Below are 15,693 nucleotides of genomic sequence, written 5' to 3'. Positions count from 1 at the left end.
GATGTCGGAGGTATGTTCTCATCTCGCAGGTATGGACGAGGCGCAGGAGTTCGACGGGGCCGGCGGTTCCGACCCGTGGTGGGAGCCCGAGGATGCCTACGACGACGACCTGCCCGACTACGACGCTCCGATTCCCGACGACCTCGACAAGGTGATCGAAACCAACAACCTCGAGTCGGTGTTCATCGCCGAGCGGTACCAGCGCATCAACGCGCTGCGGATCGGCGCTCTCGCCGACGGTCACCGCTATGGCGGAGCGATCGCCGAGGTCGTGGAGCGGTCGGTGCGCCTCGAGCTCGCGGCCGCGCTGCGGCTGAGCGAGAGCCGGGTGCAGGCCATGATGGAGATGGCCGAGGCCCTGGTGCACCGGTACCCGGCCGTCCTCGAAGCGCTCGGCGACGCCCGCATCACCGAATCGCACGCCGAGGCGTTCGTGTCGATGATGGATCCGCTCGAGGACGACGTGCGCGAGCGGATCGTCGATCGCGCGCTCGACCTGGTGCAGTCGTCGACGGTCACCGCGTTCCGCCGGGCGCTGCGCAGGCTGATCGAGACCGAGCGCGACCAGACGCTCGCGGAGCGCCACGAACAGGCGGTCGAAGCGCGGCGCGTCGTGGTCGAGAACGTCGGCGACGGCATGGCGTGGCTGCATGCCTACGTGCCGGCGGTCGAAGCGCGCGCGATCCACGGCCGGATCACGTCCATGGCCAAGGCGATCCGCAAGGATCCCGACGAGACGCGGTCGCTCGATCAGGTTCGCGCCGACATCCTCGGCGACCTGCTCGTCGACGGTGACACGAGCCACCTTCCGGCGACCGCGCGCGGCATCCGCGCGACCGTCTTCGTCACGGTGCCCGCGCTGTCGCTGCTCGAGGACGAGCACCCGGCCGGCGCCGACGGCGCGGTCGTCGAGGGCGTCGGCCCGATCCCACATGCGAGGGCACGCGAGTTGTGCGGCGGATCGAAGGACTGGGTCCGGGTGCTCACACACCCCGAGACCGGCATGGTCCTGTCGGTGGGACGCGACAGGTACGAACCGCCCAAGATGCTCCGAGACCTGGTCGCGTGGCGAGCGGATCGGTGCATGGGGCCCGGATGCGGCATGCCCGCGTCGCGGTGCGAAGTCGATCACACGCTCGCGTGGGTCGACGGCGGCGAGACGTCGCTGGCGAATCTCGCACCTCTCTGCAAGGGGCACCACACGATCAAGCACCACGGTGGGTGGCGAATACGACAAGTCGCCGCGAGTGGGGGCGCCATCGAATGGACGTCCCCGTCCGGAAGGCAGTACGTCGTCCAGCCCGAGCGGCGAGTGCCGGTGTTCAGACCAGCGGATGCGAGCGACGCTCCGTTCTGAGGCGTGGCCCAGAGCCGTTCTGGGGCGTGGCCCAGAGCCGAACGCGGTCTGATTCGACTGACCACCCGCTGATTCGACTGGACCACCCGCTGATTCGACCGGACCACCCGCTGATTCGACGGACCGCCCGCGACCGGATCGGCCGGGCGGGCGCGCTGGATGTCAGTCGTTCGTCTCGCGGCGCGCCTCGGTGATGTGCGATGCGGAGGAGGGGTGCTCGCGGGCGAGCGACGACGCTCACCCGACCCGTGGCGGCCGGGTGAGCGTCGTCGGGGCTCAGTCGCTGACGCGCGCGGCCTCGACGTCCGCGCTCAGGCCCTCGGCGAGGGGCGTGGTGGGGCGCCCGATGAGTGCCGACAGGGTGCCATCGGTGTCTTCGAGCACTCCGCCGGCGATGGCGGTGTCGATCCCCGTGACGAAGCCGGCGATCTCGGCGGGCAGACCGAAGCCCTCGAGGGCCTGCTGGCGCTGCTCCGGCGTCAGCGCCGTGTACGTCACCTCGCGACCGACGATCGCCGAGGCCGTCGCGGCCAGTTCGGCGTAGGTCCAGCTCGTGTCACCGGCGAGCTCGTAGGTCCGGCCGATGTGTCCGTCCTCGGTGAGGACGACGGCCGCGGCATCCGCGTAGTCCTTGCGGCTGGCGCTCGCGACCTTCGCATCGCCCACGGCGGCGGCGATGACGCCCGACTCGGCGGCGCCCAGCACGTCCTGCGTGTAGTTCTCGGTGTACCAGTTGTTGCGCAGCACGATGACCGGCAGCGTGCTGGCGGCCAGGGCCTCTTCGGTCGCACGGTGCTCGGCGCCGAGCGCGTAGTCGAACGTCGTCGCCTTGGGCGCGCTGGTGTACACGAACTTCGTCACGCCGGCCTTCTCGGCGGCGTCGATGACGTTCCTGTGGCCGGCGAATCGCTGACCGACGTCCGAGCCTGAGATGAGCAGCACCGTATCGACGCCGTCGAGCGCGTTCGCGACGGACTCGGCGTCGAGGTAGTCGAGGGTGGCCAGCTGCACGCCCAGGTCGGCGAGGGGAGCCGCCTTCGAGGGTGTGCGCACACCGGCGACGATGTCGGATGCTGCGACCCCGCGCGACAGGAGCGAGTCGACGACGTGGCGGCCGAGGTGACCGGACGCGCCGGTGACGAGGATGGTCATGGAGGTTCCCTTCGTAGCGGAGCGATCGCGTGACCGCGTATCGAGCACGAACGACCGCCGCGCAAACCGCATTCCTCTCGTCAGGTACCCACTTTTTGGTAAGGTACCCACATGGTGGTGAGTTTTGCGCAGATCCGGGACACGAACGAGGGAGTGTTCACTCCCGCGTGCCCCTCACGCGTGGTTCTCGACCACGTGATGTCGAAGTGGGGCGTGCTCGTGCTCCTCGCCCTGAGCGATGGCACGGCCCGCTGGGGCGAACTGCGGCGAACCGTCGAGGGCATCAGCGAGAAGATGCTCGCCTCGACCCTGCGCACCCTGGAACGCGACGGGCTGGTGGACCGGACGTCCTACCCCGAGGTGCCACCGCGGGTCGAGTACGCCCTCACCGAACGTGGGCGCGAACTCATGCAGCACATGCTCCCGCTCATGCAGTGGATCGCCGAGAACGCGACCGAGATGGTGGGCGCGACGGAAGGCTGATGCTCGCCCGCCCGGCCGGCCGGTCTCGCGCCGACGGTTCCGCGCGCCCCGCGTTCACGTCGCCGGCGTCGTCCCCGATCCCCAGACCTCGGCGAAGTCTCCGCTGATGATGTCGGGGCCGATCTCGTCGTCCCGCGCCCATACGAACACGAGGGCGGGCATGTCGGCCGGTTCGCCGTCGCGATCGACGCGGACGGTCGTCCACCGCACGTCGTAGCCGTAGCGGATCTCCTCGTCCACGATGATGCGGTTGACGGCGTCACCGGAGCGCAGCTGAAGCAGCTCGCCGCGCACCGTCTCGGCGTAGGGCGCCTCGGCCAGCAGCAGCGGCCACTGCATGCCCTCGTGCCACACGAGCCGTCCCGGAACGATCGCCGGCCGCGCCTCGATCACATGCGGTTCGATCGACGCCCACAGCTCCCCGCCGGGGCGCAGGCTCCCGTAGACGAACAGCGGCACGGTGTCGAGAGGGTCTGGCACCCCCTCACGCTAGCGCGCGGCGCGCCGATGTCGACGGCGACGTCGGGTGGGTGCGCGCTCATCCGTCGCATGCGTCCATGCCTGGATGAAATGCATGCATAATGCAGTCAAGAGCAATATAGTGCATGCATGACCACCATCACCGTGCGGAATGTGCCCGACGATGTCCGTGACGAGCTCGCCGCGCGGGCGGCGATGTCCGGCCGATCGCTGCAGGAGTACCTCAGCGTGGAACTGCGTCGCATCGCCTCGACCCCGAGCGCGGCCGAGGCGATCACGCGCGCGCGGCTCAACGCGCGCTCGTACCCCGACATCACGACCGCCGAGATCCTGGAGGCCGTCCGTGCCGGACGCCGATAGGCCCGAGCTCGTCGTCGTCGATGCATCCGTCGTCGTCGCCCTCGTCGCAGCGCCGAACGCGACGGTGGACGCGCTCGCGGCCAGGCTGCGGGAGACGAGCCTGCATGCGCCTCAGCACCTTCCGGTCGAGGTCGACAGCGCGCTGCGCGGGCTCGTCCTCGGCGGAGTCCTCAGCCCGGCCCAGGGCGGCGCGGCGCGGCGCGTCGCCCGTGAACTGCCAGTGGACCTCTGGCCCTGGGAGATCCTGTCCGACCGAGCTTGGGAGCTGCGCGACAACCTCACGACCTACGATGCGGGCTACGTCGCCCTCGCCGAGCACCTCGGCGCCGCGCTCGTCACCGCCGATGCGCGCATCGCGACCGTGCCCCACGTCACGTGCCCCGTCGAGGTGCTCGACTGACCGCCGCGCACGAAGCGCGACGCACGCCGCCTACGATCGAATCACCGCCCACGCACCATCAGGAGGCTCGTCCGTGCCCGCTTCCCCCGAGACCCTCGCCCACGCCACCGACCTGGCGGCGTTCGTCGAGGCGTCCCCGTCCAGCTTCCACGCCGCCGCCGAGGTCGCCCGACGCCTCGAGGACGCGGGCTTCACGCGCCTCGACGAGACCGCGTCCTGGCCCGCAGCCGCGGGCGGCAAGCACCTCGTCGTGCGCGACGGCGCGGTGATCGCGTGGGTGACCCCCGCGAGCGCGACCGCATCCACCGGGGTGCGCATCTTCGGCGCGCACAGCGATTCGCCCGCGTTCAAGCTCAAGCCGAAGCCCACCACCGGCAAGCTCGGCTGGCTGCAGGCGGGCGTCGAGGTCTACGGCGGGCCCCTCCTCAACTCCTGGCTCGACCGCGAACTCCGCCTCGCCGGCCGCCTCGTCCTCGACGACGGAACGACGGCGCTCGCCGCGACCGGACCCCTGCTGCGCCTGCCGCAGCTCGCGATCCACCTCGACCGCGACGCCAACAAGAGCTTCAGCCTCGACAAGCAGTCGCAGACGCAGCCCGTGTGGGGCCTCGGCGAGTCCGCATCCGCCGATATCCTCGCCGAACTCGCGAGCGCGGCCGGCGTCGACGCCGCACGCATCCGCGGCTACGACATCGTGACGGCGGATGCGGCGCGCGGGGCCGTGTTCGGCCTCGACGACGTCTTCTTCGCCTCGGGACGCCTCGACGACCTCGCCTCGGTGCACGCCGGGGTCGTCGCCCTCGAGGCCGCCGCCGACGGGTTCGACGCCGACCACATCGCGATGCTCGCCGTCTTCGACCACGAGGAGATCGGCTCGGGCACGCGCTCCGGCGCGGCCGGCCCGTTCCTCTCGGACGTCCTCGAGCGCCTCTGGATCTCTCTCGGCGCCGACCGCGAACACCAGCTGCGCGCGCTCGCGGCATCCTGGTGCGTCTCGAGCGACGTCGGCCACTCGATCCACCCCAACTACGCCGACAAGCACGACCCGGTCGTCCAGCCGCTGCTGGGATCGGGCCCGATCCTCAAGATCAACGCCAACCAGCGCTATGCGACGGATGCCCAGGGCGCCGCCGCCTGGAACCGGTGGTGCGAGGCCGCCGGCGTGAACAGCCAGGAGTTCGTCTCGAACAACTCCGTGCCGTGCGGCTCGACGATCGGGCCCATCACGGCGACACGCATCGGCATCCGCACCGTCGACGTCGGCATCCCGATGCTGTCGATGCACTCGGCGCGCGAACTCGCCGGCGTCAGCGACCTGTGGGACCTCCGGCGCGTCGCGGAGGCGTACTTTCGTCAGTGACGTGATTCGTCGGTGAGTCGGGGATGCGGGGGCGTGCGATGACGAAGGTCGACCTCAAGAAGGACATTGCGGCGTACACGGCCCCGCGCGGCCGCTTCGAGATCGTCGAGGTGCCGCCGCTGCGCTATCTCATGATCGACGGGCACGGAGCCCCCGCCGGACCCGAGTACGCCGACGCCATCACCACGATCTACAGCGTGGCGTACCCGCTCAAGTTCCTCAGCAAGAAGGAGCTCGACCGCGACTACGTCGTGCCGCCCCTCGAAGCGCAGTGGTGGGCCGACGACATGGACAGCTTCACCGTCAACCGCGACAAGTCGCAGTGGAGCTGGACGTGCCTGAACCTGGTCCCCGACTGGGTCCCCGCAGAGCTCGTCGACCGCGCGATCGCGACGGCCGCCGAGAAGGGCGCGCCGTCGATCGATGCCGTGCGGCTCGAGGAGCTCCGCGAAGGCACGTGCGTGCAGACCCTGCACCTGGGCTCGTTCGACGACGAGGGCCCCGTCCTCGCACGCATGCACGACGAGTTCATCCCGGCGCAGGGACTGCGCATGACCGGCAGGCACCACGAGATCTACTTCAGCGACTTCCGCCGCACCGAGCCGGCGAAGCTCCGCACCGTGCTGCGGCAGCCGGTCGAGCACACCTGACCGGGGCCGCGCCGCCTGCTAGCGTCGGGAACGGACCGGCCGAAGCTGGCCGGAGACACAGGGAGCGGGACGTGGCGGAGCGCAGCAGCTGGGTGCTGGTCGACGGCGAGAACATCGACGCGACCCTCGGCGGATCGATCCTCGGACGCCGCCCGCAGCCCGAGGAGCGTCCCCGCTGGGACCGGCTGCTGAGCTTCATCGCCGACCGCTGGGACCAGCCCGCCAAGGGCCTGTTCTTCCTCAACGCCAGCTCCCACCTGCCGATGTCGTTCGTGCAGGCCCTCCTCGCCCTCGGCTACCAGCCCGTCCCGCTGTCAGGCGACGCCGACGAGAAGGTCGTCGACATCGCGATCCAGCGCACGCTCGCGGCCCTCGCCCACCACGCCGACGACGTCCTGCTCGTCAGCCACGACCGCGACTTCGCCGACGAGCTCGCCGGGCTCGCCGACGGCGAGCGACGCGTCGGCGTGCTCGCGTTCCACGAGTTCCGCAGCACCGAGTTCGCCGGCATCCCCGGCATCGAGTTCTTCGACCTCGAATACGACGCGGATGCCTTCGACGCCCCGCTCCCGCGGGTGCGCGTCATCCCCATCGACGACTTCGACCCGGACGAGTTCCTGCGCTGACCCCGTCGCGCCGGCCCGGCGCCGTGGCGGCAACACGTCATGTCGTATTTCCCCGCGGAATCGGCGGGCCGGATATGCGACGCTGGACCGTCGGCCCGGGCCGCAGCGGTTCCCCCCACCGTCAGGCCCGGTGCCGACACCCCAGCAGCCCCCAGCAGAGCGGTGATCGGATGCCTCAGCCGCTCGACACCCGCAGGACGGTACCGATGGCCCGAGCCGAATCCGACAGCACGAACGAGATCGGGTTCGCGGTGCGCCGCATGGTCGCCGACCTGCTGCCCGCCGTGTCGGGGCATCCGACCCACGACTCCGGATCCGCCTACCGCACGGCCGAGTGCCCGACGTGCCGCGTGCTGCTGCGCGTGGCGGGCTTCTGCCAGCCCTGCGGCCGGTACGTCGTCACGGGGTAGCGCCGCGGTCACGTCCCCCGGCGGCCGCGGATGCGTCGCGAACCCGGACTTCCCGCATCGGCCCCGAGGGTGATACGCTTCCCGACCCACGACGGTGTGAACAGGGGTAACCTCAGGTCCCCGACCCTTATGGCACGCCCTCGAAACCATCGAAACCCGGAAGGTCGAGGGTCTCTGCCACGCGCGGAAGCACCGAAGAACCCGGGGGAGGGGCGAGTCCCATGACATCCGTCATCGCCACGATGACCGTCTCGCTCGACGGGATCGGCGCTGGACGCAACCAGACCGAGCAACGCCCGTTCGGCGACATCCCCGAGGGCGTCCTGCACCGCTGGATGTTCGAGACGCCCGACGAGAGCACCGCCGAGATCGCCGCGATCGTCGACGCCGGCGCGTTCATCATGGGCCGCAACATGTTCGGGCCCGTCCGCGGACCGTGGGCGGGGGACTGGCGCGGCTGGTGGGGGCCGGAGCCGCCGTACCACGCTCCCGTCTTCGTCCTCACGAACCACCCGCGGGAACCGCTCGAGATGGCGGGCGGCACGACCTTCCACTTCGTCACCGACGGCATCCATGCCGCCCTCGACCGAGCCGCGGATGCCGCCGGCGACCGACCCGTCCACATCTCGGGCGGACCCACCACGACGAACGCCTATCTCGCCGCCGGCCTCGTCGACGAGCTGATGCTGCAGATCGCCCCGGTGGTCCTCGGCGACGGGCTGCGCCTGTTCGACGGCGTCGGCGAGGTCGACCTCGAGCAGATCTCGGTGCGGCCGGTATCGCTTGCGACGCATGTCCGCTACCGCGTCAGGACGGGCCGCTGACGGTCGTCCCGGCAATGGGACTTTGGTCCCTACTGCGTGGTCGGACCACGTCCATATGCTGTATCCACCACGTCACCCGGAGCCGGGTGACACGCAAGGAGGAGAACCCCATGGCCCTGGTCTTCGGACTCTCGGCCCGACACATCGACACCGACATGCTCCGCTCGGACGAGGGACATTCCGTCGATGGACCGGGACTGCGGTACCGCGCAGCCGAGTGTCCGACCTGCGGCATCATGCTCGCCTCCAGCGGGTACTGCGACCAGTGCGATCGGTATATCGCACTGGCGTGACCGCAGTTCCGGCCGTGCCCGAACGAAGAGCGTTCGGACACGGCCGGCCCCGTGTTTCGACTGGAACGCGACGGGCCGGGATCCCGTCCGCCGGGGGAGGACACCCGCGCGACGCACGATGTGCGCCGCGCGGGCGTGTCCCCAGCGCAGCCGGTCCAGGACCGGCCGTGCCCGAGCCTAAGCGGAGCGCGGTGTCCGGAACGGGCCTGTGGATAACTTCCTCACCGCCGGCGCGCTCGGATCACCCTGCCCGCGCCCACAGGCTGCGTCGATCGCGATCCAGACGATCCGCCGTCACGGCGATGGCGAGATCCTCGAGCGCCGACAGCACTCCCAGCGCGATGACGACGCCCGCGCTGATGAGATCGAACTCACCGCGGAAGAGCGCGATGCCTGCCACGATCGCCAGCGCGAGTCCCGTGAGCCGGTTCCCCCACGTGTGCGTGATCGACCAGGCTCCGAACCGCATCCGGACGACAGCGACAGCGGCCAGCCGCAGCAGCACGACGAGTCCGGCCAGCAGCCACACCCACGCGTCCGAGGGCAGGCGCACCGTCAGCACGACCGCGACGGCTGTGAGGGCGACGAAGACCGCGTCGGCGACGCTGTCCAGTCGCGCGCCGCGCTCGCTCGCCGAGCCTGTCCGCCGCGCGATCGGGCCGTCGAGCAGGTCTGTCAGCGCACCGGCGACGAACAGCAGACCGATCGCCGTCGAGGCCCCGGGCGTCGTCCACGCGACGACGACCATGGCGATCCCGATCGGGATGCGCAGGAGCGAGAGGATGTCGGCCGCGGGCACGCCGCCAGCGTAGGCTCACAGCCGTCGCGGCATCGGGCCCTTCGGCCCACGGCATCCGCCCTCACGAGCGCCGGACGCCGGGCGCCGGTTCAGCGATTCGGCGAGGGGTGTCAGTACCAGCCGTACGACTGCGAGTGGCCCCACGCGCCGCACGGGGTGCCGTAGCGGCCGGCGATGTAGCCGAGGCCCCACGAGATCTGCGTGGCCGCGCTCGTCTGCCAGTCGGCGCCGGCGGTGGCCATCTTGCTGCCGGGGAGCGCCTGCGGGATGCCGAACGCGCCGCTGGACGCGTTGTAGGCCTGGTAGTTCCAGCCCGACTCCTTGTTCCACAGCGACACCAGGCACGAGAACTCGCCGTCGCCCCAGCCGTAGCGCGACTTCATCATCGACCGCGCGGTCGCCTGCGCACCGCCGGGGCTGTTGTCGCCCGTCGACGCCACCGGCGTCGAGGAGTACGACGAGGACGAGGACGAGGACGACGAGGATGCCGCAGCCTGCGCCGCAGCGGCCTCGGCGGCCGCCTTCTCCTCGGCGGCCTTCCGGGCGGCCTCCTCGGCCTTGCGCTTCTCCTCGGCGATGCGAGCCGCCTCGACCTTCTTGGCCTTCTTCAGGCGCTTGGTGAGGTCTTCGGTCTCCTCGGTCACCGTGTCCACGAGCGAGGCGACGTCCTCGACGTCGGCCGCCGCGAGGATGAACGTGGTCGACAGGTTCGACACGGCCGCCTCGAGGTCTTCGGTGTCGACCGAGGTGGAGCCCTTGACGTCCAAATCGGCCTTCTTCACGGCAGCCGCGATCTTCTCGGCCGCGGCGATCGCCTCGTCGGCGTCGGCCGCGGCCAGGTCGGCCGCGTTGGCGAGCTGCTCGCGCCCCGCGGTCGAGCCCTGCTCTGCCGCCGCCGTGTACGACGCGAGCGCGAAGTTCGTGTACAGCCCGGTGGCCTCGGCCTCCGACGTCGGGGCCGCCGCCGAGACGCCGACGGTCGCCAGCAGACCCAGCGTCACCGCGGTCGCGACCGTGGTCGTGCGGCGCGTGCTGCGGCGGGCAGCGTCGCGCGCAGAGCGGCGGGCATCGCGTCGGGTGGTGCGTCGGGCAGGGGAGGAAGTCTGACGGGGGCGCATGTAACCGGGTCTCGTGAAAGGGATCCGCGCCGCCGTAACGCCGGGACCGTGCCCGCGGGGTCGGACACAAGGCGCCACTCTGTCGGGCTCGTCTGGACGGTTCCCGGACGGTTCCTGGACGTCTCCTGAGAGGGAAAAGCCCGGTCAGGGGCATGCTTTCCATGGAATACGGATGCCGGTCTCGCGTGATTCCGCGGCTCTGGGCGGCATCCGCCGCCCCTCAGCGGTAGCGGTAGTGCTGCGCCGAGGAGTTCACCCATGTGGCGAATTCCCGGCTTCTGGAAACCGTCTGTTCGCCGAGCGGGCTCACCCAGACCCCCTCTTCACCGGTGATCACGAGGTACGTGCGCGGCCGCTCGATCGCCTTCGTCAGCCGACGCGACGTGATGGCGCCGCCCGGCCCCCACAGCCGTCGCTGCACCGCCGACGAGGTGAACGCCGGGCGCGACAGCAGCGTGGAACCCTGCTCGATCGAGGCTTCGACGCCCGCGACCGGCTGGCTCAGCTCGCCGAAGTGGATCCACCGGCCGTCGATGACGATCCCGGCCAGCTCCTGCTCCTCGCCGCTGTACTGCACCGCCGCGGTCCACTGCCGCCCGTCCCACCAGCGCCGGCGTCCGCGCTGATCGTCGAACCATCCGGGACCGGCGACACCCGTCGCGGGCTGCCCGGCATCCGTCCTCAGCTCGGTCGAGCGATCGCGCAGATCGATGTACTCATCGGTCCAGCGCGAGCCGTCCCACCAGCGCTGCTTGCCGGTGCCGTCGTCGTACCATCCGGCGGGCGGGACAGCGCCGGTGCCGGGAGTCGCGGGATCGGTGCCCATGCTTCGAGAGTAGACGCGCATCCCCTCCCCGGGGCAGGGCCCGGCCGCGGTCATCCCGATGAGCGCCGCACGTGGGTCAGGGGGCGAGGCTCCCCGTCGGCGTCACTTCTCGACCCCACCGCGGCACGTACTGGTCGAAGTAGACGCGCGCGACGAGTTCGCGCCTGCTCGCGACGCCGGCCTTGTCGAAGATCGACTTCAAGTGGTCCTGGACCGTGTACGGCGAGACGTGCAGGGCGGCCGCGATCTCCTTGGTGTCGGATCCGCGCAGCACCATCCCCACGACGTCGCGCTCGCGCGCGGTCAGCCCGAAAGCGTCCGCGACGAGCCCGATCACCTCCTGCGGCCGAGCCTCCTCGATGGTCACCACGACGTCGCCGGCGCGATCGGCCGTGCCGCCGAGCGGGGCCGCCGACAGGATGAGCCAGATCCCGTCCGCGGTGCGCACGCGGATGCGCGGCATCCGCTCGATCTCGCCGCCCGCGAACCGTCGGGCGCCGGCGACGAGGGCGTGAACGATCGTCAGCGGGTCGCCGGCGTGCGGGGCATCGCTCATGCGCGCGAGCTGCGCACTCGCGCCGGGGCTCGATTGCGTGATGCGATCGCGCGCGTCGATGATCACCACCGCCGGCCCGACGTCGTCCGGGCCGGCGGAGCGGCTCAGCTGTGCGAGCAGCCCCACGCGGATGCCGCGCGTGAAGGCGGGGGCGACCTCGGCGAGGAAGTCGAGCTCGGTTCGCGAGAACGCCGGCTCGTCGGACCCGCGGAACATCGAGATCGCGCCCCATGCGCCGTGCCGATCGCGGAAGACCACGCGAGCCTCGTCGTGGAAGTCGAAGACGGGCAGCATGAAGTCCGCCATCCGCACCGACTTCTCGACGTCCCCGCCGAGCTGCGCGTGCACGCCGAGGGATGTCGTCCCCGAGACCACCATCGCCTCGATCGCGGTCGGGTCGCTTTCGCCGTACTCGATGTGCGCCCAGCGGATGTCGTCGGAGTTGTTGCCCGCGATCGCGCCGAACTTGCGGGTGCTCGACACCATGGACGTCGCCGGATCCAGCGTCGACAGGCACCCGCCGGCGGTGGGGACGACCCGCTCGATCGTCGCGGTCGCCTCGTCCATGAAGCGGTGCAGCGGCAGGCCCGCGCGCGACATCACGTCGAGGTCGCTGCGCGCGCGGCCGAGGGCCAGCTCCGAGGGCATGGCACAAGTGTCCTCCTGCGCCGGTCCGCGCACCATCCCAGAGTTCTGGGGGAGCGGAAATCCCCCCGGATCTGGGATGGTTTCCCTTGCGGGGTGAGCTCCAGCATGGGACCCATCGTCTTGTGCCCACCCCACGATCGGAATCGACCATGACCATCAACACCGGAACCACCACCGGCGTCACTGCCGCCGCCGCCACCGCGGACCGGCTGCGCGAGGTGCTGGGCGATCGCGTCGTCCTCGCCGGCGACGCCGCCTACGACGCGGCCCGCGTCCCCTGGAACCTCGCCATCGACCAGCGCCCCTTCGCCGTCGTCCACCCCGAGTCGGCCGAGGACGTCGTCGACGTCGTGCGGGCGGCGCGCGCCCTCGGCCTGCGCGTGGCCCCGCAGTCGACCGGCCACGGCGCCGGCGCCCTCGCCGATACCGACCTGTCCGACGCGATCCTGGTGTCGCTGTCGAAGCTGCGCGGCGTCACCGTGCACCCCGAGGCGCAGAGTGCTCGCGTGCTCGGCGGTTCGGAGTGGAACGACGTCGTCCAGGCGGCGGCGCCATGGGGTCTCACCGCCCTGCACGGCAGCTCGGGCGATGTCGGCGTCGTCGGCTACGCGCTCAGCGGCGGTCTGTCGTTCTACGCCCGGGCCCACGGGCTCGCCGTCAACAGCGTGCGCGCCGTCCAGATCGTGACGGCCGACGGGCGCATCGTGCGCGCCAGCGTGCACGACGACCCGGAGCTGTTCTGGGCCGTGCGCGGCGGCTCGGGCGCGTTCGGCGTCGTCGTATCGCTCGAGATCGACCTGCTCCCGATCGCGGACGTGTTCGCCGGCATGCTGCTGTGGCCGGTCGACCGAGCGCCCGAGGTGGTCGCCGCGTGGTCGTCCTGGACGACGACGGCGCCCGAGAGCGCCTCGACGTCGCTGCGGGTCATGCACTTCCCGCCGATGCCCGACCTGCCCCCGTTCCTGTCGGACCGCAGCGTCGTGGTGATCGACGGCGCGATCCTCGAGACGGATGCCGCGGCCACGGCGCTCCTCGAGCCGCTGCGCGCGCTGACGCCCGAGATCGACACGTTCGCCCGCATCCCGGCCGTGCAGCTCGTGCAGGTGCACATGGACCCGCCCGAGCCGACGCCGGGCCTGACGGCCGGGGCCATGCTGTCGGGCTTCGCCGGCCCAGCGGTCGACGCGTACGTCGCGGCCGCGACCACCACGCCGGGCCTCTTCCTCGCCGAGCTCCGCCACGTCGGCGGCGCCGCCGCGCGGCGTCCCGATGGAGCCGGAGCGATCGGATCCGTGCAGGGGGATTTCCTTCTCGCGGGCATCGCCATGGTGCCCGCGCCCGAGCTCGCCGAGAGCGCGCTCGCCGCGGCGCATGGCATGGTCGCCGCGATGGCCGACTGGCACGCACCCGCCCTCGCGCTGACCTTCATCGACGGGGGAGTGGACCGCACGCTCGGCTTCGGCGCCGCGCAGGATCGACTTCGGGAGCTGAAGGCCGTCTACGACCCGGCGAACATGTTCGCCGGGGGGCAGCCCGTGGGCTGAGTCCCCGACAGGGGCCCGGGTGATCGCGCCCGGGCCCCTGTCGTGTCAGGACCGGGTCAGGACGCCAGCTCCACCCAGCCGATCACGAGGTCCGCGGCGGTATCGGCTGCTTCGTCGTCCGACATCCCTCGTGCGACCAGATTCGCGCGGAATCCCGGATCGATGACGGCCGAGGCGACCTGGAACGCCCGCGGGTCGGCGTGCTCCGGACCGAGCACGGCGCCCAGCACCTCCTGATACGTGCGGGCGTACCACGCGTCGGACTCCGCGATCACGGGATGGGTGCGACTGCGCGACCACGCCTGGTACTCGCGCTCGGTGCCCGCGTACACGCGGAAGAGCTCGTGCGCGAGCCAGCGCACGCGCGACGCGAGAGAGGCATCCGCGTCCACGTCCGCGGCCGTCGGCACCTTCATCACGCGGGTGCTCTCCTGGATGACCTCGCGCGCGAGTTCATCCGGGTCGGGGTACTGGTACAGCACCGTTCCCGGCGCGACCCCGGCCCGCCGGGCGATCGACTGCATGCTGGCGCCGTCGATGCCGGTCTCGGCGTACTCGTCGCGCGCAGCCTCGCGGATGGCGGCGCGCGTGCGGGCGACCGACTCGGCGCGCTTGCCCATCCGGTACGGACGTGGAGACACGAGCCCTCCCGCGTCGGCTCATCGATCACGCCGACAATTACATTGCTTGACACCAGCAAACAAAAGAATACCCTGGATCCAGGGGAACACATGGATTGCGGGTCGGGGCGCGTCGCGCACCCGCCGGCAGCGTCGCCGGCTCGCGGGAACAAGGGGATGAACCCATGACCGCACACGCCTCGCACACGGACTCCGCCGCCGCGCACGCGGAATCCGCTCCGCCGCCCCTCGAACTGCGGCGCGAGTACCTCGTGCTCCTGCTCGTCGCCCTCGTCGTCATGTACGGCGTCGGCATCGGCTTCATGGTGGAGCAATCCACCGGCGTCTACGGACTGTGGGCGCTGCTGTCGGATGCCGGCGCGCTGCTGTTCGGCCTCGCGCTGCTGCCGGTGGTCCTGGGCGTCGGTGCCGACATGGGGTCGGATGCCGCGGCGCGCGCCACGACCGTGACGGGAACGGTGGGCGCCGGCGCCCTTGCGGCCGCGGCGGCCGTGCTCGTCGCGAACGGCCTCGGGCTGCTCATTCTGCCGGGCGCCCTCGTGCTCCAGTTCGCCGGGCTCACCGTGATCGGCGCGTGGTTCGTCGCGGCGGGCGCCCTCGGCCTGCGCCGGCGCCGATGGTCGAAGGTCGCGGGGTGGGCGGCGATCGTCGCCGGCGCAGGGCAGATCATCGGCATGGGATTCACCGTCTTCCAGCTGTTCTCGTCGCCGCTGTTCATGGCTGCGATGCTCGCGAACGTCGCGGGAATCGTGACGTGGGCGATCGCCCTGCTCCGCGCGCCGCGCGTGCCGCGGACAGCCTGATCGCGCGGCCGGGATTATCCACGGCTTCTCCGTCGTTGCGGTTACTCATCACCGCCAACGAAGGGAAGCGGATATGACGGCTCCGACGGCACCCCAGTCTCCTGAGGCTCAGGGCCACATCGACGTCTACGGCAAGCTCGAGTGCCCCGACACCAACCGGACGCGGGCGCTGCTCGACAAGCATGGTGTGGCGTACACGTTCCACGACGTGGAGGCCGAGCCCGAGAACCACGAGGCCGCGGTGCGCCTCAGCGGACGGATGCAGGTGCCGGTCGTGAGCTTCGCGGACGGCAGCGTCGTGGTCGAACCCACCGACGAGTGGATGTCGGAGCGGCTCGGCCTGGGCGACGTCGCGGCCTGAGA

20 protein-coding genes are annotated in these 15,693 nt (G+C 71.1%); 13 read left to right on the top strand and 7 right to left on the bottom strand.

Annotated elements, in window-relative coordinates; genetic code table 11:
* Window positions 1-31 precede the first annotated feature (31 nt).
* Complete coding sequence (locus HD594_RS15115) at window positions 32-1,357, top strand: HNH endonuclease signature motif containing protein (RefSeq protein ID WP_184751728.1); 1,326 nt, start codon at window positions 32-34, stop codon at window positions 1,355-1,357.
* A 276-nt stretch (window positions 1,358-1,633) separates the two neighbouring features.
* Here the strand turns inward: HD594_RS15115 and HD594_RS15110 are convergent, their stop codons facing one another.
* Complete coding sequence (locus tag HD594_RS15110; RefSeq protein WP_184751727.1) at window positions 1,634-2,509, bottom strand: SDR family oxidoreductase; 876 nt, start codon at window positions 2,507-2,509, stop codon at window positions 1,634-1,636.
* 111 nt (window positions 2,510-2,620) lie between these two features.
* Here HD594_RS15110 and HD594_RS15105 point away from each other — a divergent pair, with 111 nt between their 5' ends.
* Window positions 2,621-2,992 carry a winged helix-turn-helix transcriptional regulator gene (locus HD594_RS15105; protein WP_184751726.1) on the top strand — a complete coding sequence of 124 codons (372 nt, stop codon included), beginning with the start codon at window positions 2,621-2,623 and terminating at the stop codon, window positions 2,990-2,992.
* A gap of 54 nt (window positions 2,993-3,046) precedes the next feature.
* Here the strand turns inward: HD594_RS15105 and HD594_RS15100 are convergent, their stop codons facing one another.
* Window positions 3,047-3,472, bottom strand: coding sequence for a gamma-glutamylcyclotransferase family protein (locus HD594_RS15100; RefSeq protein ID WP_184751725.1), 426 nt, complete (start codon window positions 3,470-3,472; stop codon window positions 3,047-3,049).
* A 129-nt stretch (window positions 3,473-3,601) separates the two neighbouring features.
* Here HD594_RS15100 and HD594_RS15095 point away from each other — a divergent pair, with 129 nt between their 5' ends.
* From HD594_RS15095 to HD594_RS15060, 8 genes are all read left to right on the top strand, one after another.
* The gene (locus HD594_RS15095) at window positions 3,602-3,832 is read left to right on the top strand and encodes a FitA-like ribbon-helix-helix domain-containing protein (RefSeq protein ID WP_184751724.1); all 231 of its coding nucleotides are present in this window, start codon (window positions 3,602-3,604) and stop codon (window positions 3,830-3,832) included.
* On the top strand, window positions 3,816-4,232 hold the full coding sequence (locus tag HD594_RS15090) for a type II toxin-antitoxin system VapC family toxin (RefSeq protein ID WP_184751723.1): 417 nt from the start codon (window positions 3,816-3,818) through the stop codon (window positions 4,230-4,232). Before HD594_RS15095 ends, HD594_RS15090 begins: the two co-directional genes overlap by 17 nt.
* 73 nt (window positions 4,233-4,305) lie before the next feature.
* Entirely contained in the window at window positions 4,306-5,592 is a 1,287-nt protein-coding gene (locus HD594_RS15085) for a M18 family aminopeptidase (RefSeq protein WP_184751722.1), read from the top strand.
* Between the two features lie 38 nt (window positions 5,593-5,630).
* Window positions 5,631-6,242 (top strand): GyrI-like domain-containing protein, encoded by a 612-nt coding sequence (locus HD594_RS15080; protein WP_184751721.1) that lies wholly within the window; start codon window positions 5,631-5,633, stop codon window positions 6,240-6,242.
* 71 nt (window positions 6,243-6,313) lie between these two features.
* Window positions 6,314-6,868 carry an NYN domain-containing protein gene (locus HD594_RS15075; RefSeq protein ID WP_184751720.1) on the top strand — a complete coding sequence of 185 codons (555 nt, stop codon included), beginning with the start codon at window positions 6,314-6,316 and terminating at the stop codon, window positions 6,866-6,868.
* 206 nt (window positions 6,869-7,074) lie between these two features.
* The gene (locus HD594_RS15070) at window positions 7,075-7,278 is read left to right on the top strand and encodes a hypothetical protein (RefSeq protein WP_184751719.1); all 204 of its coding nucleotides are present in this window, start codon (window positions 7,075-7,077) and stop codon (window positions 7,276-7,278) included.
* A 221-nt stretch (window positions 7,279-7,499) separates the two neighbouring features.
* A complete protein-coding gene (locus HD594_RS15065) occupies window positions 7,500-8,102 on the top strand; it encodes a dihydrofolate reductase family protein (RefSeq protein ID WP_184751718.1) in 603 nt (200 codons plus the stop codon).
* Window positions 8,103-8,212: 110 nt separating this feature from the next.
* A complete protein-coding gene (locus HD594_RS15060; RefSeq protein ID WP_184751717.1) occupies window positions 8,213-8,395 on the top strand; it encodes a hypothetical protein in 183 nt (60 codons plus the stop codon).
* Between the two features lie 241 nt (window positions 8,396-8,636).
* On the opposite strand, the gene HD594_RS15055 is transcribed toward HD594_RS15060, so the two are convergent.
* The 4 genes from HD594_RS15055 to HD594_RS15040 form a co-directional block, all read right to left on the bottom strand.
* Window positions 8,637-9,194: a CDP-alcohol phosphatidyltransferase family protein gene (locus HD594_RS15055; protein WP_184751716.1), complete on the bottom strand. Its 558-nt coding sequence runs from the start codon at window positions 9,192-9,194 to the stop codon at window positions 8,637-8,639.
* Window positions 9,195-9,304: 110 nt separating this feature from the next.
* The gene (locus HD594_RS15050; RefSeq protein ID WP_271171145.1) at window positions 9,305-10,195 is read right to left on the bottom strand and encodes an aggregation-promoting factor C-terminal-like domain-containing protein; all 891 of its coding nucleotides are present in this window, start codon (window positions 10,193-10,195) and stop codon (window positions 9,305-9,307) included.
* Between the two features lie 337 nt (window positions 10,196-10,532).
* Window positions 10,533-11,138 (bottom strand): DUF2510 domain-containing protein, encoded by a 606-nt coding sequence (locus tag HD594_RS15045; protein ID WP_184751714.1) that lies wholly within the window; start codon window positions 11,136-11,138, stop codon window positions 10,533-10,535.
* Between the two features lie 76 nt (window positions 11,139-11,214).
* The gene (locus HD594_RS15040; RefSeq protein ID WP_184751713.1) at window positions 11,215-12,342 is read right to left on the bottom strand and encodes a response regulator transcription factor; all 1,128 of its coding nucleotides are present in this window, start codon (window positions 12,340-12,342) and stop codon (window positions 11,215-11,217) included.
* A gap of 149 nt (window positions 12,343-12,491) precedes the next feature.
* Here HD594_RS15040 and HD594_RS15035 point away from each other — a divergent pair, with 149 nt between their 5' ends.
* A complete protein-coding gene (locus HD594_RS15035; RefSeq protein WP_184751712.1) occupies window positions 12,492-13,886 on the top strand; it encodes an FAD-binding oxidoreductase in 1,395 nt (464 codons plus the stop codon).
* Between the two features lie 56 nt (window positions 13,887-13,942).
* On the opposite strand, the gene HD594_RS15030 is transcribed toward HD594_RS15035, so the two are convergent.
* Window positions 13,943-14,527, bottom strand: coding sequence for a TetR/AcrR family transcriptional regulator (locus tag HD594_RS15030; RefSeq protein ID WP_184751711.1), 585 nt, complete (start codon window positions 14,525-14,527; stop codon window positions 13,943-13,945).
* Between the two features lie 164 nt (window positions 14,528-14,691).
* On the opposite strand from HD594_RS15030, the gene HD594_RS15025 reads away from it, so the two are divergent.
* Together HD594_RS15025 and HD594_RS15020 are read left to right on the top strand one after the other, a co-directional pair.
* Window positions 14,692-15,330, top strand: coding sequence for a hypothetical protein (locus HD594_RS15025; protein WP_184751710.1), 639 nt, complete (start codon window positions 14,692-14,694; stop codon window positions 15,328-15,330).
* Between the two features lie 73 nt (window positions 15,331-15,403).
* A complete protein-coding gene (locus HD594_RS15020) occupies window positions 15,404-15,691 on the top strand; it encodes a glutaredoxin family protein (RefSeq protein ID WP_184751709.1) in 288 nt (95 codons plus the stop codon).
* The last annotated feature ends 2 nt before the right edge of the window (window positions 15,692-15,693 follow it).

This window comes from Microbacterium thalassium, assembly GCF_014208045.1.
GTDB classification, from domain to species: Bacteria; Actinomycetota; Actinomycetes; order Actinomycetales; family Microbacteriaceae; genus Microbacterium; species Microbacterium thalassium.
Note: the sequence above shows the minus strand (reverse complement) of the source record. Positions and strands in the feature narration are given on the sequence as shown.

Bases quoted from the DNA above. Each gene is read 5' to 3' on its own strand.
- HD594_RS15065 (WP_184751718.1), top strand. From the start codon at position 7,500: ATGACATCCGTCATCGCCACGATGACCGTCTCGCTCGACGGGATCGGC.
- HD594_RS15060 (WP_184751717.1), top strand. From the start codon at position 8,213: ATGGCCCTGGTCTTCGGACTCTCGGCCCGACACATCGACACCGACATG.
- HD594_RS15035 (WP_184751712.1), top strand. From the start codon at position 12,492: ATGACCATCAACACCGGAACCACCACCGGCGTCACTGCCGCCGCCGCC.
- HD594_RS15115 (WP_184751728.1), top strand. From the start codon at position 32: ATGGACGAGGCGCAGGAGTTCGACGGGGCCGGCGGTTCCGACCCGTGG.
- HD594_RS15025 (WP_184751710.1), top strand. From the start codon at position 14,692: ATGACCGCACACGCCTCGCACACGGACTCCGCCGCCGCGCACGCGGAA.
- HD594_RS15040 (WP_184751713.1), bottom strand. From the start codon at position 12,342: ATGCCCTCGGAGCTGGCCCTCGGCCGCGCGCGCAGCGACCTCGACGTG.
- HD594_RS15095 (WP_184751724.1), top strand. From the start codon at position 3,602: ATGACCACCATCACCGTGCGGAATGTGCCCGACGATGTCCGTGACGAG.
- HD594_RS15020 (WP_184751709.1), top strand. From the start codon at position 15,404: ATGACGGCTCCGACGGCACCCCAGTCTCCTGAGGCTCAGGGCCACATC.
- HD594_RS15070 (WP_184751719.1), top strand. From the start codon at position 7,075: ATGGCCCGAGCCGAATCCGACAGCACGAACGAGATCGGGTTCGCGGTG.
- HD594_RS15045 (WP_184751714.1), bottom strand. From the start codon at position 11,138: ATGGGCACCGATCCCGCGACTCCCGGCACCGGCGCTGTCCCGCCCGCC.
- HD594_RS15110 (WP_184751727.1), bottom strand. From the start codon at position 2,509: ATGACCATCCTCGTCACCGGCGCGTCCGGTCACCTCGGCCGCCACGTC.
- HD594_RS15080 (WP_184751721.1), top strand. From the start codon at position 5,631: ATGACGAAGGTCGACCTCAAGAAGGACATTGCGGCGTACACGGCCCCG.
- HD594_RS15105 (WP_184751726.1), top strand. From the start codon at position 2,621: ATGGTGGTGAGTTTTGCGCAGATCCGGGACACGAACGAGGGAGTGTTC.